Below are 26,414 nucleotides of genomic sequence, written 5' to 3'. Positions count from 1 at the left end.
ATGACGACGCAGTTCACATCCGGCACTGCGGCCTGCCCCGGTTGTATCGCCAGCCCGGCGGAACCGGTGCGGCCCATCCCGCAGGATGCTCAGATTGCGTTGTCGTTGCCGGGCATTCATTGCTCGGCTTGTATTGCCACGGTCGAACGGGAACTGAACGCCTATCCGGGGGTCGAGGACGCGCGGGTGAACCTGACACTCAAGCGAGCGATGGTCAAAGCGTCGCCTGATCTGCGTGCAGCCGATCTTATTCCTGTATTGGAACGGGCGGGCTATGAGGCGCACGAGCTGGACCCCGGTTCGTTGTCAGCGACGCAGGCCAATAAGGCCGGTCGCGATCTGTTGATGCGGCTGGCGGTGGCCGGTTTCGCTTCGATGAACGTGATGTTGCTGTCGGTGTCGGTCTGGTCGGGCGCATCGGATGCCACGCGCGATATGTTCCACTGGATTTCCGCGGCCATTGCGTTGCCAGCCATAGCCTTTTCGGCGCAGCCCTTTTTTGCCAACGCCTGGAGCGCCCTGCGGGTCAAACGTCTGAACATGGATGTTCCGATTGTTTTAGCCATCCTGCTGGCGCTGATCACATCGCTTTGGGAAACCGCGCTCAGCGGCAAACACGCTTATTTCGATGCCGCTCTGACGCTGACCTTCTTCCTGCTGGCGGGGCGGTATCTGGATTACCGCACCCGCGATGCCGCCCGATCCGCGGCCGAAGAACTGACCGCACTAGAAGTACCGCGCGCCATCCGCCTGGTCGACGGTGTCGAGGAAGAAGTGGCTGTAGCCACCCTTGCAGTTGGCGATCTGATCCTTGTCCGGCCCGGTGGGCGTATGCCGGTGGACGGCGAAATTGTGTCGGGGCAGTCAGAGCTTGATCGGTCCCTGTTGACCGGGGAAACCCTGCCTGTTTTTGCGCAAGCGGGCATGGCAGTCAGCGCTGGTGAGGTTAATCTGACTGGCCCCCTTACCATTCGGGCGACAGCGGTGGGTGAGGATACGTCGCTGCACCGTATGGCCGATCTGGTCGCCATCGCTGAATCGGGCCGGTCGCGCTATACCTCGTTGGCGGACAAGGCGGCCAAGCTTTATGCGCCGGGTGTACACATCCTAGCGGCACTCAGCTTTCTCGGTTGGTACATCTATTCCGGCGATATCCGCACCGCGCTGAACATTGCAGCTGCGGTGTTGATCATCACCTGCCCCTGTGCGTTGGGGCTGGCGGTGCCTGCGGTGACAACGGCAGCCTCGGGGCGATTGTTCCGCAAGGGGATGCTGATCAAACATTCCACTGCCCTGGAACGTCTGGCCGAGGTGGATACGGTGGTGTTCGACAAAACCGGTACGCTGACCTCGGGCACGCCCGAACTGATCAACCTGGGCGATCATGCCCGCGCTGATCTTGAAGTGGCCTTGGCGCTGTCCGAGGCATCCTCGCACCCGCTGTCCGTTGCATTGACCACCGCGGCACGCGATGCGGGGGTCAAACCGGCCCGTCTGAAAGATATCACCGAAGTTCCGGGTTACGGCACCGAAGGCACCTATCGAGATCAGCGCGTGCGTCTGGGCCGGGCAGCGTGGACCGGTGCGCAAGAGGGTGATCAGACCGCAGCATGGTTGTCCGTCGCAGGGCAGGCGCCTGTGTGCTTCCAGTATTCGGACAGTCTGCGCCCCGGCGCGGCCGAGGCGGTTCAAGCCTTCCGCGACGCAGGCAAAGAGGTCATCCTGATTTCGGGTGACACAGAAGGCGCGGTTCAGGCGCTGGCTGAAAAGTTGGGGATCGAACACTGGGTCGCGCAGGCTTTGCCGCAAGAAAAAGCCGCGCGTGTGCAGGAGCTGAGCGATCAGGGCCGACATGTTCTAATGGTCGGCGACGGTCTGAACGATACCGCCGCGTTGGCAGCGGCGCATGTGTCGATCTCGCCCGCATCGGCGCTGGACGCGGCGCGGGTGGCCTCGGATATCGTGCTGTTGGGTAATGATCTGGCCCCAATTGCCGATGCCTGTGATACGGCCGTGAAGGCGACCAAACGGATTCGCGAGAACTTTCGTATTGCCACCGTTTACAATATCATCGCGGTGCCGTTGGCGGTGGCTGGGCTTGCCACGCCTCTGATTGCGGCGCTGGCGATGTCGACCTCGTCCATCACCGTGTCCCTGAACGCCCTGCGTCTGAGGTAGCTGCTATGGAAGTTTTGGCCTATCTGATTCCGATTTCCCTGTTTTTGGGCGGGGTTGGACTTGTGGCCTTTGTGTATACCGTCCGCTCGAACCAGTATGACGACCCCGAGGGTGACTCTCGGCGCATCCTGAGTGATGAATGGGACGACAAGCCCAAGCCCTGACACATGGCAATCAAGCGCTCTTGAAATTGCCGCAATGCCCGGTTATGTCCGGCTCATCCGCTAGCAGAGAGAACCAAGCCAAATGGCAACTATGAATCCGATCCAGTTCATTCAGCAAGTCCGCGCCGAAGTTGCAAAGGTCGTTTGGCCGACCCGGCGTGAGGTGCTGCTGACCACGGTCATGGTGTTCATCATGGCGGCGCTGACTGCCGTGTTCTTTGCGTTGGTTGATCTGGGCATTCGCGGCGGATTGCAACTGATCCTGGGTGCATTCAGTTAAACTGGTTTGGGCGGGCTGAAACGCCACTGCCCCCTTGCACAGCGCGCAATGTCAGAGTAGTTGACGCGGTACTATTCGGAATGGGCGTGCGGCGATTCGGGCTGCGCGCCGCTTTTTATTCCGGGTGACGTGACAGAATTTCAATGACGGTGCTTGCGGCATTGCCAGCGCACCGAAGGCAAACAAGGACGACAGGTTCATGGCGAAACGGTGGTACTCGGTCAGCGTTCTTTCGAATTTCGAAAAGAAGATCGCAGAGCAGATCCGCACGTCGGTGGCCGAGCAGGGCCTTGAGGACGATATCGACGAAGTTCTGGTGCCCACCGAAGAGGTGATCGAAGTGCGCCGGGGCAAGAAGGTCACGACCGAACGCCGCTTTATGCCCGGTTATGTGTTGGTGCACATGGAAATGTCCGATCAGGGCTATCACCTTGTGAACTCGATCAACCGCGTCACCGGCTTTCTGGGCCCGCAAGGCCGCCCGATGCCGATGCGCGATGCCGAAGTGAACCAGATCCTCAACCGCGTTCAGGAAGGTGAAGAAGCGCCCAAGCTGATGATCACCTTCGAAGTGGGCGAGAAGGTCAAAGTCAACGACGGCCCGTTCGAGGATTTCGACGGTATGGTCGAGGGTGTCGACGACGAAGCCCAGAAGCTGAAGGTATCGGTCTCGATCTTCGGTCGGGAGACCCCGGTCGAGTTGGACTTTACGCAGGTTACGAAGCAGAGCTAATAGCTACTTCAGCAAGATTTTAGGGCCGCGATGCCACGAGCACCGCGGCGTTTTGTTTTGGCGAACCAGTTGTCAGTTCAGAAGTCCAAGGTGGTTTTCTCAACGACAAGGATCACCTTGCAGTTACGGCGGGCCGGGGATCAGTTCTTGCCGTTGAAGGGCCGTCAGAATATCGAGAATGGTCGAAGGGCTGACATCCACCGATCCTTCAAGGAAGACACCAAGCCCACCTTCTCCGATCTCTTTGGGTCCGCCATTGTCATAAACCGGGTCAAGTGACGCGAGTTCTGCCGGTAATTTCGGACACAAAGGGGTATCGTTCAATACAAGATCTACAGCGGCCAGCATCAGTTCCTTTACAGAGTCCAGCGTATCATCATCCAGAAGTTGCTCTCGCTGTTCTTCGGGGGCCGTCAGTGTAAGATCAATGAGTTTGAAATAGGCGCAATTGTCACGCAGTTCGACTGTCGCTTCGGTGGACATGTTCGCCAGGATAGCCTTTTTTTGCTCACCCCGTTGAAAATTGCGCTCACTGGTTCGGCTGCATTCAAAGATCGTGATGGTTACATCCCCATCCAGATCAATCGCATCGCCTTGGGCCCCAAAACTCAAGTCATCCAGCCGGACTTGCAGGCCGCAATTGTCGACTATTGCGTTGTCAGCCAGTCGCTCAGGCACAGTCTTCTGTATTTCACGCAGATCAAGAAGGGCGCCCACCCCGATCCGTGTCGGCGCAACAGCGGCGAGGTTCAGATCAAGCGTATAGGGCAGCTCTGTATCACGAACTGGCAATGTCGCGTCGACGACAAAGTCCACTTGTTGCGCGCTTGGTGCCCGGGCGTCCAGAACGGCTGCCATTAAGACCGGGAAAATCAACCAGTGTCTCATTCAGCAAACTCCAATACGCCAAGTTCCTTCAGCCCACTCAGAACTTTGACGATTGTCCCGGCGCTGACATCGGCAGATCCGACAACAGCCGCCCCCATCCCGCCCGGAGCGATTTCGCGGGTGCCTCCTGATTCGTAGATCGGTTCGAGAACAGAGAATTCGTCGGGCAGTGGCGGGCAAACCGGATGGGCTGCCAGAAACTCACCACCCTTTTCCAGAACTGCGTCGTTGATGCGGTTGGTCAAACCAAAGAGGTTGGAAACAGCGCCGATGAACCCGCGCGGGCTGAGGTCGGCGCTTTCGATGCTGAATGTTAGGCATTGGCCTTTCACCTCAGCCTTGGCGACAGCGACCGCGTCTACGGTTGCTCCAAAATAACGAAAGCCCGGTTCTTCACGCCGGTTGCACCTTGTAAACTGCGCGCGGGCGGAACCTTCGACCTTTACGGTGTCACCTATGGCGGTAACGTCTCGGATCTCAAGGTAAATCTGACGTTTACAGGTTTCTTCCAAAGGGCCAGTCAGGATTTGAGGGGCCTTTTCCTGTAGCCCACGCAGATCCATGAAGGCCTTCAACCGCAATCGTGTTGGGCTGGATTCTTCTAGACCGCCGTAAACGGTAAAGGGAACCGGAATGTCGCGCAGGGGTACTTCTTTTGTCAGCTTGATTTGAAAGCGACCGGCATAGGTGGCTGGATCGATCCCTGTCGTTACGGACGAATTGGATTTTGTGACCGCGTTGGTTTCGGCATCCAGAGCTTTTTGGTCTTCGGCCTTGCTGCCACAACCCGGCAGCATAGCGACCAGTACACAGATCAGCAGTCCTTTGTTAAGTCGAGATGACCCCATCCCTGACCACCTCATTTGTGTCCAAGTTGCATCAAGATACCCGCCTTCGTTTCTTAAGCAACTCAAGTATTAGGATTAATTGATTTGTTCCGCAAATCTCGACCTTCGCTGAGGCGTTATTGGGCCTCAATCAGGTAATTGGGAACATAGAGGCAATCGTTTGTCTTCTCTGGACCTCCGTAAATGATGGCCCTTTCGTGGGTTTCGACGAGGTGGTGCCAGTGATGCTCTTATTTTCCGAAGGCTAGCCAACTGCTGCATTCCGGCCCGAGCTCCGCCAAGGCTCTAGCCTCATAGCGGGCTTTGTCCTCTTCAGGGAGAATCTCACGCCAACGACCGTTCACGCCGCGGTGGATGAATGTCTCTGCGCCGCCATCCCAAAAAATACCGCCTCCAGGGACGGATTTACTTGCATGTGCTTTCATGTAGTCAAAGGAACAGTGCGTGAGGATCGCATCCCAACGACTTTCGTCAATCTCGATGTCCAGGAAATTTGCGATGCGACGAATTTCCCCCGGCATGTCGCGTTTGAGCGCTTCGAAATGGATAAGTTGCACGTTGGGCTGATCGCGAATCTCCCACCAGGTTCGAATATTTTCCCAGAAAGGCCACATCGGGTAACCATCATTCTCCAGCCATTCCCTGAAGTATTGAACGGTATCTCGTGTTGGTCGTTCGATCGGTGGGCCTACCCGGCCGGGCGTATCATTCAGAGTTTCATACCAAGTGTCATTCGCGTTCGAATGATGGTTGTGAAAGCTCCATACTACGTCACGCCCATCGCGCCCAATGTATATGTATTTGGCTTGTTCTGAGAAAACGAGCGCATCCACCGGTAAATGCGTTTTTAAGAAGCGTCGGTGCGTTTGCGACTCGACTGCTGGTAACTTGACCTCTTTGGGCGGGACCCGAAGGTCAAGCCACGGCGACATCTCGGCGACGTCGAGGTCTTCAGCGCCGTTGAATATCAGCTGAGCGACGATTTGCTGAACCCAAGTCGTTCCAGACTTTGCATAGGTAGCGATGATGATATCGTCATTACGAAATTCGAAATCGTTCCACATGGAGGAGTCAAAGTGGTGGTTGTGAAACTCCCGTGTTTTCTTCGGCGACCCAAACCCGTTCATTTTCCGATCCCTCCTGCGCCTTGAAAGTGCCAGTCTGCCACAGAACGCCAGTCCGAGGAAGAATTTGTGGCGCTAATCGGTCTTGCAGTTGAGGAGACAGGCAGAGATGAGTACGCGTGTTTCGGGCCCAAAGCGGTGATGCCAAACTGTAACGCCAACCTCTTGCCAACCCCACCATTCCCCTATACATGCCGCCTCTATCGTCTTCGGGCGAGATTCTCTCGTGGGAGGTTGCTGGGATCGCGATCCCGGATCGGACCACGCAACATAAACCGGGTAGGACGCGTCCTATCTACGTTGAAAGGAAAACCAAATGGCCAAGAAGCTTGCTGGTACAATGAAACTGCAGGTTCCTGCAGGTCAGGCGAACCCGTCGCCGCCAGTTGGTCCGGCGCTGGGTCAGCGCGGCATCAACATCATGGAATTCTGCAAGGCGTTCAACGCCAAGACCGCAGATATGGAGCAGGGCGCACCTTGCCCGACCGTGATCACCTATTATCAGGACAAGTCCTTCACCATGGACATCAAGACGCCGCCCGCGTCTTACTACCTGAAAAAAGCAGCTGGCCTGAAGCCGGTCGGCAAGCGTAACCGCCCTCGTGGCGCGGAAAACCCAGGTCGCGAGACCGTGGCAACCGTGACCAGTAAGCAGGTTCGCGAAATCGCCGAAGCCAAAATGAAAGATCTCAACGCCAACGACGTCGAAGGCGCAATGCAGATCATCCTGGGCTCGGCCCGCTCTATGGGCATCGAGGTGAAGTAAGATGGCAAAACTTGGTAAACGTACCCGCGCTGCGCGCGAAGCTGTCGCTGGCAAGGAAAACCTGTCGGTCGAAGAAGCTGTTTCCCTGGTCAAAGGCAACGCCACTTCGAAGTTCGACGAGACCATCGAAATCGCTCTGAACCTGGGCGTTGACACCCGTCACGCGGACCAAATGGTTCGTGGCGTTGTCGGCCTGCCGAACGGCACCGGCAAAGCGATGCGCGTTGCTGTGTTCGCACGTGGCCCCAAGGCTGACGAAGCGAAAGAAGCAGGCGCGGACATCATCGGCGCAGAGGACCTGATGGAAACCATTCAGGGCGGCACCATCGAATTCGATCGCTGCATTGCTACCCCGGACATGATGCCGATCGTTGGCCGTCTGGGTAAAGTTCTGGGCCCCCGCAACCTGATGCCGAACCCCAAGGTCGGCACTGTTACCATGGACGTGAAAGCGGCCGTTGAAGCAGCCAAGGGTGGTGAAGTTCAGTTCAAGGCGGAAAAAGGCGGCGTTGTACACGCTGGCGTTGGCAAAGCGTCGTTCGACGAAGCCAAGCTGGTCGAAAACGTCCGTGCCTTCATCTCGGCCGTGGCCAAGGCCAAGCCGTCGGGCGCCAAAGGCACCTACATGAAGAAAATCGCGCTGAGCTCGACCATGGGCCCCGGCGTGACTCTGGATGTGGCGGCTGCGGCCGGCGAATAAGCCTCAGCCAAGCGCTTAGAAAAAAGAACCCGGGTTGCATATGCGACCCGGGTTTTTCATTTTTGCGGTCCGCGTGATCAGAGGTATGTGCGTAATACGCGGGCTTCATGCGCCCCGATTGTCTTGACCGCCGTGTGCTGGAACGCATTTCCGATCTCTTCAACCGAAGGGAAAAGCGCGAGGATTTCCGCCCTTTGCGGGGATGATAGGGAATATTTGGCAGTATCGCCGTAATAGTAGCTTTCCGTCAGCGCGCCGTTTGATCGCACAATGTGGTGCCGGTCGAACATGAAATGCGTATAGGTGATGCGGTCCGTCTCACGGATCGAAACGCCGGGAAGGCCGCACAGGTGCTTGGCGGCCACGAACACTTCGGACGAGCCAAACAGCATGTCGGTTGCCGGTGACTGTATCAGGACCCTGTGCTGTTGCGAGACCACAAGCTCATGCGTGTTTCCGATGGCGCCAGCTTCGATCACGACCGGAGCGAACGCGCCGTGGCCATGAACCTCGGTCGTTCCGATCCACAGGATCGGTTGCAGCCCGCCATCCCGGGTCCAGACGCGCTGACCCTTTTTCAGGTTCTGCACTTCGACGTCACCATCTTCGGTTTCGATCAGGGTTCCCAGGCCAAAGCAGGTAATGAAATCCGTATAGGGCGACGACCCCGCGTTTGAGCCGCTGATTTTGACATAAGAGGTTCCCGGCACCAGGGGGGCCGACGTGCTATAGCCCCAAACGTCCTGCGTGACCCCGTTCTGGGAAAACACGTAGATGTCAATCTCGGGTCCGGTTGGGTTTCCGTTAATGTCCAGAGCCCGCACGGTGATCACGGACTCAGATTCAACCTGTGTGCCATTTGTGACGATGCCACCGCCATCGGTAATGACGTGGCCCGTTTCCTGATCGTCGTCGAATATATCCGGGCTGCCGCTGGTGTCGTCTAGCGTGACAGTAGTGCCAAATCCACCCGAATAGGCAAAAATGGTGCCGTCCGGTGTGTCTGAGTTGTTGATAATAGATCCACCGACGACAATGTCATTGGCATCGCCCCCGGCCGGAACAAATGTGGCGATGAGACTGGCACTGTCCTGAGCGAAAAAACTGCGGAGAACCATCTGCGCGATTATTCCTCTTTTGTACTTGTTATGTTGGGCCAAGGGCGACGAAGGCCACGCGAAATTATGCTGAAAGATAAGAAATTGGTTGGGTGGTTGCGTCAACCGGGTTCTTCAAAATACCGCACAAATAATTGTCAACTGGGACGGTTGCCGCAACAGTCTCATTATCCTTGAAACACAACTTTCAAGCGATTGCCCAACCGCTGTCGTTTGTCTTCCTCAAACGGGCTATAGTCGTGGTTGGGTTGCCACAAAGCCAGCCAGTCCTTCAACAACCGCCCCCGGATGCAGTAATCCAGAATTTCCATGTTGATGGGATGTCGATAACGGCGAAAGAACATATCCTTGTTTTTTCTGAGAATACCGCTGCGATCCACATCGGGTCCGGCCCCGTCGCGAAAAATATCTGCCTTTAGAAAGTCGACGATATCGTACACGGCCAGCTTTTCGCGGGATTCAGTAAAATCCAGGCCAATCGTTTTTCCCTGCCCGACAATCAGGTTCTGCCCGTGAAAATCTCCATGCGAAAAGACCCGGATATCCTGAATGCCCTTCAGGCGAGCAGCTTCGGCCAGCATGACGTTTACCATTTTCCGACTTGTGCCCGCGATATCATAGGGCACTGTAGTTGACAGGTCGCGAATGCTGTCCGTCATCCATTTTGGCCGAAATGCATAGCTCGCCGGGGGGTGGCGGTCATGAAGATCATTCAACCATGAACCAGCACGGCGAAAAATCTGGGCAACCTGATTTTCGTTCTTGCTGTTATAGATCAGGTCGACCGCGGTTGGCCGGTTGATGAATTCGGTGACAAAGAAGGTTTCAGATGGCGACAGGTAAATCGGGCGGATAACCTGCGATGACGGGTTGTTTTCAAAATGCTGGTGAAGATCGGTTAGCAGGCCGAACTCATCCCGCAGCCTTCCAGTGGTGGGAGAGTTGTTGTCGATTTTCAGCGCAAAGCTTTCAATTCCGGTTGTGATTTTCAAGACCAGACGCGAATCCGGAAACGCGTGCGAGCGATAGACGCATTCGACTTTCTGCACAGGCCCGACAGGATTGCGCCGTGAAAACTCGGCCACATACTCTGAAGCGATTGTCTGTTCAGTATCGGAAAGATCCAGCATTCAAATGCGTCGTTCTATGTGGCTTTTCACTGTGCGGATCGAATGGACCTCAGGGCTGGTGTCATGTCAATGCTGTGATGGCTGGCTTTGGGTTTTGCGCAACGGATCTGGACGATAAAGCAAACCGGTTGGAACGGTCAATTTACCCCTTGGAAACCCCTGCCATCTGGCCTAAATAGAGCTGCGGAATAAAGCGTGCGATTCGTCGTGCGCTTTATTTTGTTTCGTCCAAGACGGTGGGTGGGTCCATTCGGCCCCTTAATTCCCTGCCTGAGACGGGTAAGACCAAAGAATTCTGAGGGTCACGATCCTCGGGCGAGTTTTGGCCAATCCCGTAACAACGGACCTGAACGCCGGGGTTAACCCTTCGGCAAATATGAGCCGGGGTGAGGTATCACCCCTAACTTGGAGAGAACTGTGGATAGAGCCCAGAAAGAGAAAGTGGTCGAGGAACTCGGCCAAATCTTCGAAAGCTCTGGCGTCGTAGTGGTTTCGCACTACGCCGGTCTGACAGTTGCCGAGATGCAGGACCTTCGCGCACGTGCTCGTGACGCGGGTGGCGCCGTGCGTGTTGCCAAGAACAGGCTCGCCAAAATCGCCCTTGAGGGTAAGCCGTGTGCAAGCATGGCCGACCTGCTGACAGGGATGACCGTTCTGACCTACTCCGAGGACCCCGTGGCAGCAGCCAAGGTGGCCGAGGACTTCGCCAAGGATAACAAGAATTTTGAGATTCTTGGTGGTGCAATGGGTGAGAACGCTCTGGACCGCAAAGGCGTCGAAACAGTTTCGAAAATGCCGTCTCGCGAGGAGCTCATTGCTTCGATCGTGGGCTGCATTGGCGCACCTGCTTCGAACATCGCCGGCGCGATTGGCGCACCTGCAAGCAACATCGCAAGCATCCTTTCCACCATCGAAGAGAAGGCGGAAGCTGCGTAAGCGGTTGGCACTGAATGATCTGCGTAGGGTGAACACCCTGACGTTGGAACACACACTGTAAACGGAAAGAGCTGATAAAATGGCTGATCTGAAAGCACTCGCAGAAAGCATCGTGGGTCTGACCCTGCTGGAAGCACAAGAACTGAAAACCATCCTCAAAGACGAATACGGCATCGAGCCCGCAGCTGGCGGCGCCGTAATGGTTGCAGCTGGTGGCGACGCCGGTGGCGCAGCTGAGGAAGAAAAAACCGAATTCGACGTCGTTCTGAAGAACGCCGGCGCTTCGAAAATCAACGTGATCAAAGAAGTTCGCGGCATCACCGGTCTGGGCCTGAAAGAAGCCAAAGAGCTGGTCGAAGCTGGCGGCAAGATCAAAGAAGCTGTGTCGAAAGACGAAGCCGAAGAGATCAAAGGCAAGTTGGAAGCAGCTGGTGCCGAGGTCGAACTGGCCTAAGCCCGTTGTCTGGCGCATCGCTGATGCGCCGCAAATTTTGGCTGGGCCCGGAGAAATCCGGGTCCAGCCGAACCTGTCTTAGAAAGGGCCTCATGAACGGGGGCGTTTTCTAAGACGCGGTTTTCGGATCGGGAGGCTGCCTTCGGGACGGTGGCCACGAATTGATCCGGACGTGTCGTCTCGAATGTGCAAGGCGCCGGGGCCCGACGGTGTCTTTGCCCGCTGAGAACATCGAAAGGTGACATCTGACATGGCTCAAACGTTCCTTGGCCAGAAACGTCTTCGGAAATATTACGGCAAAATCCGCGAAGTGCTGGAGATGCCGAACCTCATTGAGGTCCAGAAATCTTCTTATGATCTTTTCCTACGCTCCGGCGATGCAGAGCAGCCCACTGACGGCGAAGGCATCAAAGGTGTGTTCCAATCGGTTTTCCCGATCAAGGATTTCAACGAAACCTCCGTTCTGGAGTTCGTGAAATACGATCTGGAAAAACCCAAATACGACGTCGAAGAGTGCATGCAGCGCGACATGACCTACAGCGCGCCGCTGAAGGTCACTTTGCGTCTGATCGTGTTTGATGTCGACGAAGATACCGGCGCCAAGTCGGTCAAAGACATCAAGGAACAGGACGTGTTCATGGGCGATATGCCCCTGATGACGCCGAACGGGACCTTCATCGTGAATGGTACCGAGCGTGTGATCGTGTCCCAGATGCACCGCTCGCCCGGTGTGTTCTTTGATCACGACAAGGGCAAAACCCATTCCTCGGGCAAGCTGCTGTTTGCCTGCCGCATCATCCCGTATCGCGGCAGCTGGCTGGACTTTGAGTTCGACGCCAAGGACATCGTTTTCGCCCGTATCGACCGCCGCCGCAAACTGCCTGTGACAACCCTGCTGTATGCGCTGGGTCTGGATCAAGAAGCGATCATGGACGCGTATTACAACACCGTGTCCTACAAGCTGGACAAGAAAAAGGGCTGGATCGCGCCGTTCTTCCCCGAGCGAGTGCGCGGCACCCGCCCGACCTATGATCTGGTTGACGCCAAATCCGGTGAAGTGATTGCTGAAGCAGGTAAGAAAGTCACTCCGCGCGCGGTCAAGAAGCTGATCGAAGAAGGCGTCGTCACCAACCTGTTGGTTCCTTTTGATCACATCGTCGGCAAGTTCGTCGCCAAGGACATCATCAACGAAGAAAACGGCGCGATCTATGTCGAAGCCGGTGATGAACTGACCCTGGAATACGACAAGGACGGCGAGCTGATCGGCGGCACAGTTAAAGAGCTGATCGACGCAGGTATCACCGACATCCCGGTTCTGGACATCGACAACGTCAATGTTGGCCCCTACATGCGCAATACCATGGCGCAGGACAAGAACATGGGCCGCGAAAGCGCGCTGATGGACATCTACCGTGTCATGCGCCCGGGCGAGCCGCCCACCGTCGAAGCGGCCTCGGCCCTGTTCGACACGCTGTTCTTCGACAGCGAGCGGTATGACCTGTCCGCCGTTGGCCGCGTGAAGATGAACATGCGTCTGGCTCTGGACGCGCCGGACACCCTGCGCACCCTGCGCCGCGAAGACATTGTGGCCTGCATCAAGGCGCTGGTGGAGCTGCGTGACGGTAAAGGCGACATCGACGACATCGACCACCTCGGCAACCGCCGTGTCCGTTCGGTCGGCGAGTTGATGGAAAACCAGTACCGCGTCGGCTTGCTGCGCATGGAGCGCGCGATCAAAGAGCGTATGTCGTCGGTCGAGATCGACACCGTCATGCCGCAGGACCTGATCAACGCGAAACCGGCTGCTGCTGCTGTCCGCGAATTCTTCGGCTCGTCGCAGCTGTCGCAGTTCATGGACCAGACCAACCCGCTGTCGGAAGTCACCCACAAACGCCGTCTCTCGGCGCTTGGCCCCGGTGGTCTGACGCGCGAACGTGCGGGCTTTGAGGTGCGTGACGTTCACCCGACCCACTATGGTCGGATGTGCCCGATTGAAACGCCGGAAGGTCCGAACATCGGTCTGATCAACTCGCTGGCCACCTTTGCCCGCGTGAACAAGTATGGCTTCATCGAAACACCCTACCGCGTTGTCAAAGACGCCGAGGTGACCGATGAGGTTCACTACATGTCCGCGACCGAGGAAATGCGTCACACCGTGGCGCAGGCGAACGCGACGCTGGATCAGAACGGCAAGTTCATCAACGATCTGGTTTCGACCCGTCAGGCCGGTGACTACACCCTCGCTCCGCGCGAGAATGTGGACCTGATCGACGTGTCGCCGAAACAGTTGGTTTCGGTTGCCGCATCGCTGATTCCGTTCCTTGAAAATGACGACGCCAACCGCGCTCTGATGGGCTCGAACATGCAACGTCAGGCGGTTCCGCTGCTGCGGGCCGAGGCACCGCTGGTCGGTACCGGGATCGAGGAAAAGGTTGCGATCGACTCGGGCGCTGCGATCCAGGCGAAACGCGCCGGTATCATCGACCAGGTCGATGCCCAGCGTATCGTTATCCGTGCCACCGAAGATCTGGAACTGGGCGACGCTGGCGTTGACATCTATCGTCTGCGCAAATTCCAGCGATCGAACCAGAACACCTGCATCAACCAGCGTCCGCTGGTGAAAGTGGGCGACACCGTCATGAAAGGCGAGGTTGTTGCCGATGGTCCGTCCACCGATATCGGTGAACTGGCGCTTGGTAAAAACGTGGTCGTCGCGTTCATGCCGTGGAACGGCTACAACTACGAAGACTCGATCCTGATCAGTGAACGTATCGCGCGCGATGACGTCTTTACCTCGGTCCATATCGAGGAGTTTGAAGTCGCCGCCCGTGACACCAAGCTGGGCCCGGAAGAGATCACCCGCGACATCCCGAACGTCGGTGAAGAAGCGCTGCGTAACCTCGACGAGGCGGGCATCGTTTACATCGGTGCGGATGTTGAGCCGGGCGATATTCTGGTCGGCAAGATCACTCCGAAGGGCGAAAGCCCGATGACCCCGGAAGAAAAGCTGCTGCGCGCCATCTTTGGTGAAAAAGCATCTGACGTGCGCGACACCTCGCTGCGCGTGAAGCCGGGCGATTACGGTACAGTGGTCGAAGTTCGCGTCTTCAACCGTCACGGCGTCGAGAAGGACGAGCGTGCGCTGCAGATCGAGCGTGAAGAAGTCGAGCGTCTGGCCCGTGACCGGGACGACGAGTTGGCGATCCTGGACCGCAACATCTATGCGCGTCTGCAAGGCCTGATCCTGGGTAAAACCGCTGTCAAAGGCCCGAAAGGCGTCAAGGCAGGCTCGGCAATCACCGAGGATCTGCTGGAAACCCTGACCCGTGGTCAGTGGTGGCAACTGGCGCTGGAAGACGAGAAGGACGCACAGATCGTCGAAGCGCTGAACGAGCAGTACGAAGTGCTCAAGCGTGCTCTGGACGCCCGTTTCGAAGACAAGGTCGAGAAGGTCCGCCGTGGCGACGACCTGCCGCCGGGTGTGATGAAGATGGTCAAAGTCTTTATCGCCGTGAAGCGTAAGCTGCAGCCGGGCGACAAGATGGCCGGTCGTCACGGGAACAAAGGTGTGATCTCCAAGGTTGTCCCGATGGAAGACATGCCGTTCCTAGCCGATGGTACTCCGGTTGACTTCTGTCTGAACCCGCTGGGCGTGCCGTCGCGTATGAACGTTGGTCAGATCCTTGAAACCCACATGGGTTGGGCCGCGCGCGGTCTGGGTCTGAACATCGACGAAGCTCTGGGTGAATACCGCCGTTCCGGCGACCTGACCCCGGTGCGCGAAGCGATGAAGCTGGCCTATGGCGAGAATGTCTATGAAGAAGGCATTGCCAACATGGACGAGGGTCACCTGATCGAGGCGGCGGGCAACGTGACCCGCGGTGTTCCGATCGCGACCCCGGTCTTTGATGGTGCCAAAGAGGCTGACGTCAACGATGCGCTGGTGCGTGCGGGCTTCTCGGAAAGTGGTCAGTCGATCCTGTTCGACGGTCGCACCGGTGAGCAATTTGCACGTCCGGTGACCGTGGGCATCAAATACCTGCTGAAACTGCACCACCTGGTGGATGACAAGATCCACGCGCGTTCGACCGGGCCGTACAGCCTGGTTACCCAGCAGCCGCTGGGTGGTAAGGCGCAGTTCGGTGGTCAGCGCTTTGGTGAGATGGAAGTCTGGGCTCTGGAAGCTTACGGCGCCGCCTACACGTTGCAGGAGATGCTCACCGTGAAATCGGATGACGTCGCCGGCCGGACCAAGGTCTATGAGTCGATCGTCAAGGGCGAGGACAACTTTGAAGCGGGCGTACCGGAATCGTTCAACGTTCTGGTTAAAGAAGTCCGTGGCCTCGGCCTGAATATGGAACTCCTGGATGCGGAGGTTGAGGAGTAAGGGCCTCGGCTCTTCCTCCCGTCCCCCCTTCCGCAAAATTTGAGGTATCAAAATGAACCAGGAAATCACCAACAACCCGTTCAACCCGCTGACGCCGCCGAAGGTTTTCGACGAGATCAAGGTCTCGCTGGCCAGCCCTGAACGGATCCTGTCTTGGTCCTATGGTGAGATCAAGAAACCCGAAACCATCAACTACCGGACGTTCAAGCCTGAGCGTGACGGTCTGTTCTGCGCGCGTATCTTTGGCCCGATCAAAGATTACGAATGTCTGTGCGGCAAATATAAGCGGATGAAGTATCGCGGCGTTGTCTGCGAGAAATGCGGTGTGGAAGTCACCCTGCAGAAAGTCCGCCGCGAGCGTATGGGCCACATCGAACTGGCCGCGCCCGTCGCACATATCTGGTTCCTGAAATCGCTGCCGTCCCGCATCGGTCTGATGCTGGACATGACGCTGCGCGATCTGGAACGCGTTCTGTACTTTGAAAACTATGTCGTCATCGAGCCCGGTCTGACCGACCTGACCTACGGCCAGATGCTGACCGAAGAAGAGTACATGGATGCGCAGGATGCCTATGGCATGGATGCGTTCACCGCCAACATCGGTGCCGAAGCCATTCGTGAGATGCTGGCCCAGATCGATCTGGAAGCCGAAGCCGAGCAGCTGCGCGCTGATCTGGCCGAAGCAACCGGCGAACTGAAGCCCAAGAAGATCATCAAGCGTCTGAAGGTTGTCGAATCCTTCCTCGAGTCGGGCAACCGCCCCGAGTGGATGGTGATGACCGTGATCCCGGTTATTCCGCCGGAGCTGCGTCCGCTGGTTCCGCTGGACGGTGGCCGTTTCGCGACCTCGGATCTGAACGATCTGTATCGCCGCGTCATCAACCGGAACAACCGTCTGAAGCGTCTGATTGAGCTGCGCGCGCCTGACATCATCGTCCGCAACGAAAAGCGGATGCTGCAGGAATCCGTTGACGCTCTGTTCGACAACGGCCGTCGTGGCCGTGTGATCACCGGTGCCAACAAGCGTCCGCTGAAATCGCTGTCAGACATGCTGAAAGGTAAGCAGGGCCGCTTCCGTCAGAACCTTCTGGGTAAGCGCGTCGACTTCTCGGGCCGTTCGGTTATTGTGACCGGTCCCGAGCTGAAGCTGCACCAGTGTGGTCTGCCCAAGAAGATGGCGCTGGAGCTGTTCAAGCCGTTCATCTACTCGCGCCTTGAAGCCAAAGGTTTGTCTTCGACCGTGAAGCAGGCGAAGAAACTGGTCGAGAAAGAGCGTCCCGAAGTGTGGGATATCCTCGACGAGGTGATCCGCGAACACCCTGTCATGCTGAACCGTGCACCCACGCTGCACCGTCTTGGCATTCAGGCGTTCGAGCCGGTCCTGATCGAAGGTAAAGCCATCCAGCTGCACCCGCTGGTCTGTTCGGCCTTTAACGCCGACTTCGACGGTGACCAGATGGCCGTTCACGTTCCGCTGAGCCTTGAGGCCCAGCTGGAAGCCCGTGTTCTGATGATGTCGACGAATAACGTTCTGTCGCCTGCAAACGGTGCGCCGATCATCGTTCCGTCGCAGGATATGATCCTGGGTCTGTACTATGTGACCCTGGAACGCGAAGGCATGCCGGGCGAAGGCAAAGTCTTTGGTTCGATCGAAGAAGTCCAGCACGCGCTGGACGCGGGTGAGGTGCATCTGCACTCGAAAATCACCGCGCGGATCACGCAGATCGACGACGAAGGCAACGAAGTTCAGAAGCGTTACGAGACCACTCCGGGCCGTCTGCGTCTGGGTGCCTTGCTGCCGATGAACAACAAAGCGCCGTTCGAACTGGTAAACCGCCTGCTGCGGAAGAAAGAAGTGCAGCAGGTCATCGACACCGTCTATCGCTACTGCGGTCAGAAAGAGTCGGTTATCTTCTGTGACCAGATCATGTCGATGGGCTTCAAAGAAGCGTTCAAGGCGGGCATCTCGTTCGGCAAGGACGACATGGTTATTCCGGATGACAAATGGGGCATCGTTGATGACACCCGCGGTCAGGTGAAGGACTTTGAACAGCAGTACATGGATGGCCTGATCACTCAGGGCGAAAAGTACAACAAGGTTGTCGATGCCTGGTCGAAGTGTAACGACCGCGTGACCGAAGCGATGATGAGCACGATCTCATCCTCGGATCGGGCAGAGGACGGTTCCGAGCAGGAACCGAACTCAGTCTATATGATGGCCCACTCCGGTGCGCGTGGCTCGGTCACTCAGATGAAACAGCTGGGCGGTATGCGCGGCCTGATGGCCAAACCGAACGGTGACATCATCGAGACGCCGATCATCTCGAACTTCAAGGAAGGCCTGACCGTTCTTGAATACTTCAACTCGACCCACGGCGCCCGTAAGGGTCTGTCGGATACCGCTCTGAAGACGGCGAACTCAGGTTATCTGACCCGTCGTCTGGTAGACGTGGCGCAGGATTGCATCGTTCGTGAGATCGACTGTGGCACTGAGCGCGCGATCACCGCCGAAGCTGCGGTGAACGACGGTGAGGTTGTTGCCTCGCTGGCTGAACGTGTGCTGGGCCGAGTCTCTGCCGATGACGTTCTGCGTCCGGGCACCGATGAGGTGATCGTGGCCGCTGGTCAGTTGATCGACGAACGTATGGCCGACACCATTGACGAAGCCGGTGTTGCGTCCATGCGCATCCGCTCGCCTCTGACCTGTGAGTCTGAGGAAGGCGTCTGTGCGACCTGCTACGGTCGTGACCTTGCGCGCGGTACCATGGTGAACACGGGTGAGGCTGTCGGCATCATCGCCGCCCAGTCCATCGGTGAGCCCGGTACACAGCTGACGATGCGGACCTTCCACATTGGTGGTGTTGCGCAAGGTGGTCAGCAGTCGTTCCAAGAAGCCAGCCAGGACGGTGTCGTTTCCTTCGAGAACCCGCAGATCCTGGTCAATGCCGCAGGCGAAAGTCTGGTCATGGGCCGGAACATGAAGCTGGTGATCAAGGACGAACACGGCGAAGAGCGTGCCAGCCACAAGCTGGGCTACGGTTCCAAGCTGTTCGTCAAGGATGGCACCAAGGTGGCCCGTGGCGACAAGTTGTTCGAGTGGGATCCCTACACCCTGCCGATCATCGCCGAGAAAGCCGGTACTGCGAAATACGTTGACCTCGTTTCGGGCATCGCTGTCCGCGATGAGACCGACGACGCAACCGGCATGACTCAGAAGATCGTGATCGACTGGCGTGCGGCCCCCAAAGGCAGCGACCTGAAGCCCGAAATCATTCTGGTCGGTGAAGATGGCGAGCCGGTCCGCAACGATGCGGGCAACCCGGTTCACTATCCGATGTCGGTGGATGCGATCCTGTCGGTCGAAGATGGCCAGCAGATCGAAGCCGGTGACGTTGTCGCGCGTATCCCGCGCGAAGGTGCCAAGACCAAGGACATCACCGGTGGTCTGCCGCGTGTGGCCGAACTGTTCGAAGCCCGACGTCCGAAAGATCACGCGATCATCGCAGAAGCCGATGGTTACGTGCGCTTTGGCCGCGACTACAAGAACAAGCGCCGCATCAGCATCGAACCGGCGGATGAGTCGATGGAAACGATCGAGTATATGGTTCCCAAGGGCAAACATATCCCGGTCGCGGAAGGTGACTTTATCCAGAAAGGCGAATACCTGATGGATGGTAACCCGGCCCCGCATGACATCCTGTCCATTATGGGTGTCGAAGCGCTGGCGGATTACATGATCGACGAGGTGCAGGACGTTTATCGTCTGCAGGGCGTGAAGATCAACGACAAGCACATCGAGGTCATCGTGCGCCAGATGCTGCAGAAGTGGGAGATCCTGGATTCAGGCGACACCACCCTGTTGAAAGGCGAACATGTCGACAAGCAGGAGTTTGACGCAGCCAACGAGAAGACCCTCTCGCGCGGTGGCCGTCCGGCTCAGGGCGAACCGATCCTCTTGGGGATCACCAAAGCCTCGCTGCAGACGCGTTCGTTCATCTCGGCGGCGTCGTTCCAGGAAACCACCCGCGTGCTGACCGAAGCGTCAGTACAGGGCAAGAAGGACAAGCTGGTTGGCCTGAAAGAGAACGTCATCGTCGGTCGCCTGATCCCGGCCGGTACAGGTGGTGCGACCCAGGCTGTGCGTCAGGTCGCACAAAGCCGCGACAACGTCGTGATCGAAGCCCGCCGGGAAGAGGCCGAAGCGGCCGCTGCCTTGGCTGCCCCGATTGTCGAAGACGACATGGTTGGAGACGAGCTGGACGTTCTGGTGGAAACCCCGGAAAGCCGCGAGTAAGCGACTACGATAATCCAAAAATCAGGCCCCGCGATTTCGCGGGGCCTTTTTCTTTGGGTGGCCGCCTGTGCCCTTTGCCCGGATTGAAGCGCTGACAATGGCAAGGGTTGGGTCGCAGACTGTGCGGCTCGGTCCGGCGCAAATTAATATGAGCAGATTTATTTTGGAAAAACCCTTTTCATGGTATGGTTTTTTACGTCTCACGCACAAATCCACTGGAGATTTGAATTATGAGAGCTGTATTGAAATTGTCTCGTGCATTATCGGTTTTGGGGATTGGCCTGCTGGCGGCATGTAGTGATTACGCCTATGTCGGGATGCCGCAGGGGCAGCCGTCTCGGGAAGTAAAAATTCCCGACGGTACCACACGGCTTATTCCAGTTTCCGCTTCGATAGTGGGTCTTGCCTATGACCAGCCGCGGCGGCGGATTTTCCTGCGCAATCTCCCCGGTACACAGTTGCAGGAACTTGATCGAAATGGCCGCGTTCTACGCACCTTTTCGGCGCAGCGCGTACCGGCCGGTTGCGGAGGGGTTACTCCTGACGACTTCCCGATCAAGGAATGCGGGCTCGCTATTCGGGGTGCAGACGGTCATCTTTTCCTGGATCATCCAAACGGTCTGATGATTTCAGAATTGACGCGCGACGGGCAGTTCGTGCGCCATATCAGGCTTGCGCAGCCACAAGGACCGATAGGCGGGCTGGCCTTCGACAAAAATACCGGCACCCTCTACGTGTTGTTTATTCGTAATCGTCTGATTGCCGAGATTGATCTGAACGGCACCACCAAAAGGGTCATTCGCCCAACCAACCCCTCGGTTGGCGCGGCGTTGCAGATTGAGCGCTTTGGCCTCGGGATCAACGCTGAACGCCGTGAGCTTTACGTTGCACTTCAAAACGGCAACCGGCTTGGGGTTTTAAACATGTCCGGAGGGCTGATCGCGACGCATAACCTAAGTGCCGGGGTGACCGTCGAAGGTATCGGCGGCGGGCGCGTCTTTGGATTTTGATGGCGATTAGATTGTGTCCGGCAAATTGAGACGTAATTTTCCTGTTCGCCTACTAAGTTGCGTTGACAATAAGTCGATCGATTGAGCCAATGCAGCAATCGACTTTCGACCGGATTCTTTAACCATGACTCCAAACGTGAAAGGCGCGCTGCTGATGATGGGCAGCATGGCCGCCTTTACCATCAATGATGCTCTGATCAAGGCGGCAGGTGCCGAGGTGCCGTTGTTTCAGATGGTAGCAATGCGCGGACTTTTGGCGACGGTTTTGGTGTTTCTGCTGGCGCGTCATCTTGGGGCGTTGCATCTAAATTTCCCGCGTCACGACAAATGGCTGGTGGTGATCCGGTGTCTGGCCGAGCTGTCGGCCACGTTCTTTTTTCTGACCGCGTTGCTGCATATGCCGCTGGCCAACGTGACCGCAGTGCTGCAGGCTCTGCCGCTGACGGTCACGCTGGGCGCAGTGCTGTTTTTCCGCGAACAGATCGGGTGGCGACGAGTTCTGGCGATTGTGTTGGGCTTTGCCGGGATGCTGTTGATTGTGCGGCCCGGCCCCGAGGGGTTCAGCATATACGCGATCTACGCCTTGATTGCGGTGGCCTCGGTCACGGCGCGGGATTTGATCACGCGGCGGATGTCGGTGCATGTGCCCTCGCTGGCGGTTACCTTGGCGACGTCCCTGACGATTACCGTGTCGGCGGGGATTGCCACGGTGGCAACAGGTTGGGAACCGGTACCGGTCGGTGCTGGTTTGATGGTGGCATCGGCAGCGGTCTTCGTACTTGGGGGCTATCTTTTCAGCGTCATGGTTATGCGCGTAGGCGAGGTCGGGTTCGTCGCGCCCTTCCGATACTCCAGCCTGATCTGGGCGCTGGGGCTGGGGTGGCTCATTTTCGGGGAATGGCCGGACACGATCACCATGTTCGGGGCAACGCTGGTCGTTGGGGCAGGGCTGTTCACATTATTCCGCGAACGTCAGACGCAGCCCGCCGAGTGAACTTGACGCACAAGGTTCTGATCTATCGCAAAGCGGGCGATGAATTCACCTTCTTGTTCGGGTGTCAGAGGCAACAGCTCAGTCTTAGTGTCACGCGCATTGCGTGAATCGTTAAACTGGTTGAGCGTGCGCACCCACATCGGCGCGTCAGGGTAACTGATGACCGGCATGAAATCCCCGATCCGGTGATGGGCGAAATTCATAATTGTCTGCTCGCAATTTCCACGTACATGCATCGCAAAGCCTATCCCCAACAGGGGGCGCATAACCTGGGCAGCCTGAATGCCATCTGTCCCGAATTCGGCCAGAAAGCCCTTGTTATAGTCGATGGCGACCGTTCGGTTGTTCTCCATCAGACCATTGCTCTCGTCGACGGCAAGGCGCAGACGTTCGACAAAATCCACTGACACGGCATCATCGTCGTCATGGCGGAATTGAACGCAAGGGTCGCTGGGGTCGTTGCGGGCGGCATTCAGAATCTCTTTCATCACCTTGCGATGTCGACCCGGAGCGCGGGCGATGATCTGAACCTGGGGCATGCCGGCGGTTAGATCGCGCAATCGATCCAGAGCGGGTTTGGGAAGGCAATCACCGATCACGATGAGAAACTGAAAATCCTCGTTGGTCTGTTCTCGAAGGCAGGGCAGTGTAGTGGTTTCGAACAGGCGAAAGCGTTCTTCTAGGCGGGCGGGGTTGTAAAGGTACCGCCGACGTTCTTCGATCGTTTCATGTTCGACTTGAAAGCCACCATAGGCAGGATAGGAAAAGCGGCACAGGCCGATGATTTGCATATTTGATCCGTGGGGCAGCGTGTTGCACAGACTATGCCTTCCCGAAAAGGGTGTCGCAACGGCTGCGGTGCTGGAAATTCCGGAAGGGGCCTGATATTCCCGCATAAACAGACCGGTGAGACACCCATACGGGTGCACTGTTGACACTTGCTCCGACTCCCCCTATTACGCGCGCTATCTCGGTACCGGGGGCCGCCCCATAACCGATTTCAGTAATGGACTGGTCAAGGCCTGAACAATTTTGCAGTTCGCGCCCTCTGATAACCAACCGCGACGTTCACCTCGGAATGGGAACGCTCGCGGGTTTTGCGCTTGTGGACGCATAAGTGCAGCAAGTTTAACCGCACGCAATGCGCGTGCATGTCATGTGTGTTGCAAAACGGGGAAGAAACCGGAATGCCAACTATTCAACAGCTGATCCGCAAACCGCGGCAGCCCAAAGTAAAACGCTCGAAGTCCATGCACCTGGAGCAGTGCCCGCAGAAACGCGGCGTCTGCACCCGCGTGTACACCACCACACCTAAAAAGCCGAACTCGGCTATGCGTAAGGTTGCCAAGGTGCGCCTGACCAACGGGTTCGAGGTCATCTCGTACATCCCCGGTGAAAGCCACAACCTGCAGGAACACTCGGTTGTTCTGATCCGTGGCGGCCGTGTAAAAGACCTTCCCGGTGTGCGTTACCACATCCTGCGCGGTGTTCTGGATACTCAGGGCGTCAAAGACCGTAAGCAGCGTCGTTCGAAATACGGCGCGAAGCGTCCCAAGTAAGAAGGAGAGGCTGATATGTCACGTCGTCACGCCGCCGAAAAACGCGAAGTCCTGCCTGACGCCAAATTTGGCGACAAGGTACTGACCAAATTCATGAACAACCTGATGATCGACGGCAAGAAGTCGGTCGCAGAGCGCATCGTCTACAACGCTTTTGATCGCGTTGAAGGCAAGATCAAGCGCGCACCGGTCGAAGTGTTCCACGAAGCGCTCGACAACATCAAACCGTCGGTCGAGGTTCGCTCGCGCCGGGTTGGTGGTGCAACCTACCAGGTTCCGGTCGAAGTACGCCCCGAGCGCCGCGAAGCCCTGGCCATCCGCTGGCTGATCTCGGCTGCACGCGCCCGCAACGAAAACACCATGGAAGAACGCCTTGCCGGTGAACTGCTGGACGCTGTACAGTCCCGCGGTACTGCCGTGAAAAAGCGTGAAGACACCCACAAGATGGCCGAGGCGAACAAAGCCTTCAGCCATTATCGTTGGTAATCCAAGAGGCTTAGACCAATGGCACGCGAATATCCGCTCGAACTGTACCGTAACTTCGGTATCATGGCGCACATCGACGCAGGTAAGACCACCTGCTCGGAGCGTATCCTGTATTACACTGGTAAATCCCACAACATCGGTGAGGTGCACGATGGTGCAGCCACCATGGACTGGATGGAGCAGGAGCAGGAACGCGGCATCACCATCACTTCGGCTGCGACCACCACTTTTTGGGAACGCACCGAGGACGGTCAGACCGCAGAAACGCCTAAGCACCGCCTGAACATCATCGACACTCCCGGCCACGTTGACTTCACCATCGAAGTTGAACGTTCGCTGGCAGTTCTCGACGGTGCCGTCTGCGTTCTGGACGCAAACGCCGGTGTTGAACCCCAGACCGAAACCGTGTGGCGTCAGGCTGACCGCTACAAGGTTCCGCGTATGGTTTTCGTCAACAAGATGGACAAGATCGGCGCTGACTTCTTCAACTGCGTCAACATGATCGAAGACCGCACCGGCGCACGTGCTGTTCCGGTTGGTATTCCGATCGGCGCCGAGTCCGAGCTGGAAGGCTTGATCGACCTGGTCACCATGGAAGAGTGGCTGTGGCAGGGCGAAGATCTGGGCGCAAGCTGGATCAAAGCTCCGATCCGCGACAGCCTGAAAGACATGGCTGACGAATGGCGCGGCAAGATGATCGAAGCGGCCGTCGAAATGGACGACGACGCGATGATGGAATACCTGGAAGGCAATGAGCCCGACGTTCCGACCCTGCGCGCCCTGCTGCGCAAAGGGACACTGGAAATCGCGTTCGTTCCGGTTCTGGGTGGTTCGGCGTTCAAGAACAAAGGCGTTCAGCCGCTGCTCAACGCTGTGATCGACTATCTGCCCAGCCCGCTGGACGTTGTTGATTACATGGGCTTCAAGCCCGGCGATGAGGAAGAAGTTCGTGACATCGCCCGTCGTGCAGACGACGACATGGCCTTCTCGGGCCTGGCGTTCAAAATCATGAACGACCCCTTCGTTGGCTCGCTGACCTTCACTCGGATCTACTCGGGCACCATGAACAAGGGTGACTCGATCCTGAACTCGACCAAAGGTAAGAAAGAGCGCATCGGTCGTATGATGATGATGCACTCGAACAACCGGGAAGAGATCGAAGAAGCGTTTGCAGGCGACATCATCGCGCTGGCGGGTCTGAAAGACACCACCACCGGTGACACCCTGTGTGACGCGAAGGATCCGGTGGTTCTGGAAACCATGACCTTCCCCGATCCGGTGATCGAGATCGCGGTTGAGCCCAAAACCAAGGGCGACCAAGAGAAGATGTCCCAGGGTCTGGCCCGTCTGGCCGCCGAAGACCCGTCCTTCCGTGTGGAAACCGACCTGGAATCTGGTCAGACCATCATGAAGGGCATGGGCGAACTTCACCTGGACATCCTGGTGGACCGCCTGAAGCGCGAGTTCAAGGTTGAGGCGAACATTGGTGCGCCGCAGGTGGCCTACCGTGAAACCATCTCGATGCCAGTCGAGCACACCTACACCCACAAGAAACAGTCTGGTGGTTCGGGTCAGTTCGCGGAAGTCAAGCTGGAGATCCAGCCGACCGAGCCGGGCGAAGGTTATTCCTTCGAAAGCCGCATCGTTGGTGGTGCCGTTCCGAAGGAATACATCCCCGGTGTTGAAAAAGGCATCAACTCGGTCATGGATAGCGGCCCGCTGGCTGGCTTCCCCGTGATCGACTTCAAGGTTGCCCTGCTGGACGGTAAGTTCCACGACGTTGACTCGAGCGTACTGGCGTTCGAAATCGCATCGCGGATGTGTATGCGTGAAGGCATGCGCAAAGCTGGCGCGAAGCTGCTGGAACCGATCATGAAAGTCGAAGTGATCACCCCGGAAGAGTACACCGGCGGTATCATCGGCGACTTGACTTCGCGTCGGGGCCAGGTGTCTGGACAAGAGCCGCGCGGCAACGCGATCGCCATCGATGCGTTTGTTCCGCTGGCCAACATGTTCGGCTACATCAACACTCTGCGTTCGATGTCGTCGGGTCGTGCCCAGTTCACCATGCAGTTCGACCACTACGATCCGGTTCCGCAGAACATCTCGGACGAGATTCAGGCGAAATACGCATAAGCGAAGATTTGAGGGAGCGCGGCTAACGCGCTCCCTTCATTACCGAAAAAGGAGGCCATCATGGCAAAGGAAAAGTTTGAGCGTACAAAACCGCACGTCAACATCGGCACGATTGGGCACGTTGACCACGGTAAAACCACGCTGACCGCAGCAATCACCAAGTATTTCGGTGACTTCAAAGCGTATGACCAAATCGACGGCGCGCCTGAAGAGAAGGCTCGTGGCATCA

22 protein-coding genes are annotated in these 26,414 nt (G+C 57.3%); 16 read left to right on the top strand and 6 right to left on the bottom strand.

Going from position 1 to position 26,414, the window contains the following annotated elements; translation table 11 throughout:
* The 4 genes from ACR0DL_RS18155 (at position 1) to nusG (ending at position 3,355) form a co-directional block, all read left to right on the top strand.
* Positions 1-2,178 carry a cation-translocating P-type ATPase gene (locus ACR0DL_RS18155; RefSeq protein WP_480690627.1) on the top strand — a complete coding sequence of 726 codons (2,178 nt, stop codon included), beginning with the start codon at positions 1-3 and terminating at the stop codon, positions 2,176-2,178.
* A gap of 5 nt (positions 2,179-2,183) precedes the next feature.
* Entirely contained in the window at positions 2,184-2,342 is a 159-nt protein-coding gene (gene ccoS, locus ACR0DL_RS18150; RefSeq protein WP_170350970.1) for a cbb3-type cytochrome oxidase assembly protein CcoS, read from the top strand.
* A gap of 82 nt (positions 2,343-2,424) precedes the next feature.
* Positions 2,425-2,622 (top strand): preprotein translocase subunit SecE, encoded by a 198-nt coding sequence (secE, locus tag ACR0DL_RS18145; RefSeq protein ID WP_170350969.1) that lies wholly within the window; start codon positions 2,425-2,427, stop codon positions 2,620-2,622.
* A 199-nt stretch (positions 2,623-2,821) separates the two neighbouring features.
* On the top strand, positions 2,822-3,355 hold the full coding sequence (gene nusG / locus ACR0DL_RS18140) for a transcription termination/antitermination protein NusG (protein ID WP_010440977.1): 534 nt from the start codon (positions 2,822-2,824) through the stop codon (positions 3,353-3,355).
* A 123-nt stretch (positions 3,356-3,478) separates the two neighbouring features.
* Here nusG and ACR0DL_RS18135 read toward each other — a convergent pair whose 3' ends face one another.
* From ACR0DL_RS18135 to ACR0DL_RS18125, 3 genes are all read right to left on the bottom strand, one after another.
* Positions 3,479-4,243: a hypothetical protein gene (locus ACR0DL_RS18135; protein WP_480690625.1), complete on the bottom strand. Its 765-nt coding sequence runs from the start codon at positions 4,241-4,243 to the stop codon at positions 3,479-3,481.
* Complete coding sequence (locus ACR0DL_RS18130) at positions 4,240-5,091, bottom strand: hypothetical protein (protein ID WP_480690623.1); 852 nt, start codon at positions 5,089-5,091, stop codon at positions 4,240-4,242. The genes ACR0DL_RS18135 and ACR0DL_RS18130 overlap by 4 nt, the downstream gene beginning before the upstream one ends.
* A 230-nt stretch (positions 5,092-5,321) precedes the next feature.
* Positions 5,322-6,218, bottom strand: coding sequence for a sulfotransferase domain-containing protein (locus ACR0DL_RS18125; protein WP_480690621.1), 897 nt, complete (start codon positions 6,216-6,218; stop codon positions 5,322-5,324).
* A 313-nt stretch (positions 6,219-6,531) separates the two neighbouring features.
* On the opposite strand from ACR0DL_RS18125, the gene rplK reads away from it, so the two are divergent.
* Positions 6,532-6,981 (top strand): 50S ribosomal protein L11, encoded by a 450-nt coding sequence (gene rplK, locus ACR0DL_RS18120; protein ID WP_037314971.1) that lies wholly within the window; start codon positions 6,532-6,534, stop codon positions 6,979-6,981.
* 1 nt (position 6,982) lies between these two features.
* Positions 6,983-7,681 (top strand): 50S ribosomal protein L1, encoded by a 699-nt coding sequence (gene rplA / locus ACR0DL_RS18115; RefSeq protein ID WP_170350965.1) that lies wholly within the window; start codon positions 6,983-6,985, stop codon positions 7,679-7,681.
* 77 nt (positions 7,682-7,758) lie between these two features.
* Here rplA and ACR0DL_RS18110 read toward each other — a convergent pair whose 3' ends face one another.
* Both ACR0DL_RS18110 and ACR0DL_RS18105 read right to left on the bottom strand, forming a co-directional pair.
* Positions 7,759-8,799 (bottom strand): Hint domain-containing protein, encoded by a 1,041-nt coding sequence (locus ACR0DL_RS18110; RefSeq protein ID WP_425081854.1) that lies wholly within the window; start codon positions 8,797-8,799, stop codon positions 7,759-7,761.
* 167 nt (positions 8,800-8,966) lie between these two features.
* The gene (locus ACR0DL_RS18105; RefSeq protein WP_480690618.1) at positions 8,967-9,929 is read right to left on the bottom strand and encodes a phosphotransferase; all 963 of its coding nucleotides are present in this window, start codon (positions 9,927-9,929) and stop codon (positions 8,967-8,969) included.
* Positions 9,930-10,346: 417 nt separating this feature from the next.
* Between ACR0DL_RS18105 and rplJ the strand changes: the two genes are divergently transcribed.
* The 6 genes from rplJ to ACR0DL_RS18075 all read left to right on the top strand — a co-directional run bounded on the left by rplJ (position 10,347) and on the right by ACR0DL_RS18075 (position 22,004).
* Positions 10,347-10,865 carry a 50S ribosomal protein L10 gene (gene rplJ, locus ACR0DL_RS18100; RefSeq protein ID WP_058283024.1) on the top strand — a complete coding sequence of 173 codons (519 nt, stop codon included), beginning with the start codon at positions 10,347-10,349 and terminating at the stop codon, positions 10,863-10,865.
* 79 nt (positions 10,866-10,944) lie between these two features.
* Complete coding sequence (gene rplL / locus ACR0DL_RS18095) at positions 10,945-11,319, top strand: 50S ribosomal protein L7/L12 (RefSeq protein WP_170350962.1); 375 nt, start codon at positions 10,945-10,947, stop codon at positions 11,317-11,319.
* A gap of 250 nt (positions 11,320-11,569) precedes the next feature.
* A complete protein-coding gene (rpoB, locus tag ACR0DL_RS18090; RefSeq protein WP_170350961.1) occupies positions 11,570-15,706 on the top strand; it encodes a DNA-directed RNA polymerase subunit beta in 4,137 nt (1,378 codons plus the stop codon).
* Positions 15,707-15,758: 52 nt separating this feature from the next.
* Positions 15,759-20,000, top strand: coding sequence for a DNA-directed RNA polymerase subunit beta' (gene rpoC, locus ACR0DL_RS18085; protein WP_170350960.1), 4,242 nt, complete (start codon positions 15,759-15,761; stop codon positions 19,998-20,000).
* Between the two features lie 230 nt (positions 20,001-20,230).
* Entirely contained in the window at positions 20,231-21,010 is a 780-nt protein-coding gene (locus ACR0DL_RS18080) for a hypothetical protein (RefSeq protein ID WP_170350959.1), read from the top strand.
* Positions 21,011-21,134: 124 nt separating this feature from the next.
* Entirely contained in the window at positions 21,135-22,004 is an 870-nt protein-coding gene (locus ACR0DL_RS18075; RefSeq protein ID WP_480690616.1) for a DMT family transporter, read from the top strand.
* Here the strand turns inward: ACR0DL_RS18075 and ACR0DL_RS18070 are convergent.
* The gene (locus ACR0DL_RS18070) at positions 21,983-22,795 is read right to left on the bottom strand and encodes a putative rhamnosyl transferase (RefSeq protein ID WP_480690614.1); all 813 of its coding nucleotides are present in this window, start codon (positions 22,793-22,795) and stop codon (positions 21,983-21,985) included. The two genes, ACR0DL_RS18075 and ACR0DL_RS18070, sit on opposite strands and share 22 nt — an antisense overlap.
* Positions 22,796-23,191: 396 nt before the next feature.
* Here ACR0DL_RS18070 and rpsL point away from each other — a divergent pair, with 396 nt between their 5' ends.
* The 4 genes from rpsL to ACR0DL_RS18050 all read left to right on the top strand — a co-directional run.
* Entirely contained in the window at positions 23,192-23,563 is a 372-nt protein-coding gene (rpsL, locus tag ACR0DL_RS18065) for a 30S ribosomal protein S12 (RefSeq protein ID WP_005621086.1), read from the top strand.
* A 15-nt stretch (positions 23,564-23,578) separates the two neighbouring features.
* The gene (gene rpsG, locus ACR0DL_RS18060; protein ID WP_058283017.1) at positions 23,579-24,049 is read left to right on the top strand and encodes a 30S ribosomal protein S7; all 471 of its coding nucleotides are present in this window, start codon (positions 23,579-23,581) and stop codon (positions 24,047-24,049) included.
* Between the two features lie 18 nt (positions 24,050-24,067).
* Positions 24,068-26,185: an elongation factor G gene (gene fusA, locus ACR0DL_RS18055; protein WP_170350956.1), complete on the top strand. Its 2,118-nt coding sequence runs from the start codon at positions 24,068-24,070 to the stop codon at positions 26,183-26,185.
* A gap of 60 nt (positions 26,186-26,245) precedes the next feature.
* On the top strand, positions 26,246-26,414 hold a 169-nt coding region (locus ACR0DL_RS18050; protein WP_480559235.1), incomplete at its 3' end, for a GTP-binding protein.

The organism is Ruegeria sp. BB5, from assembly GCF_056539405.1.
This window is presented reverse-complemented; position numbering and strand designations above follow the sequence as displayed.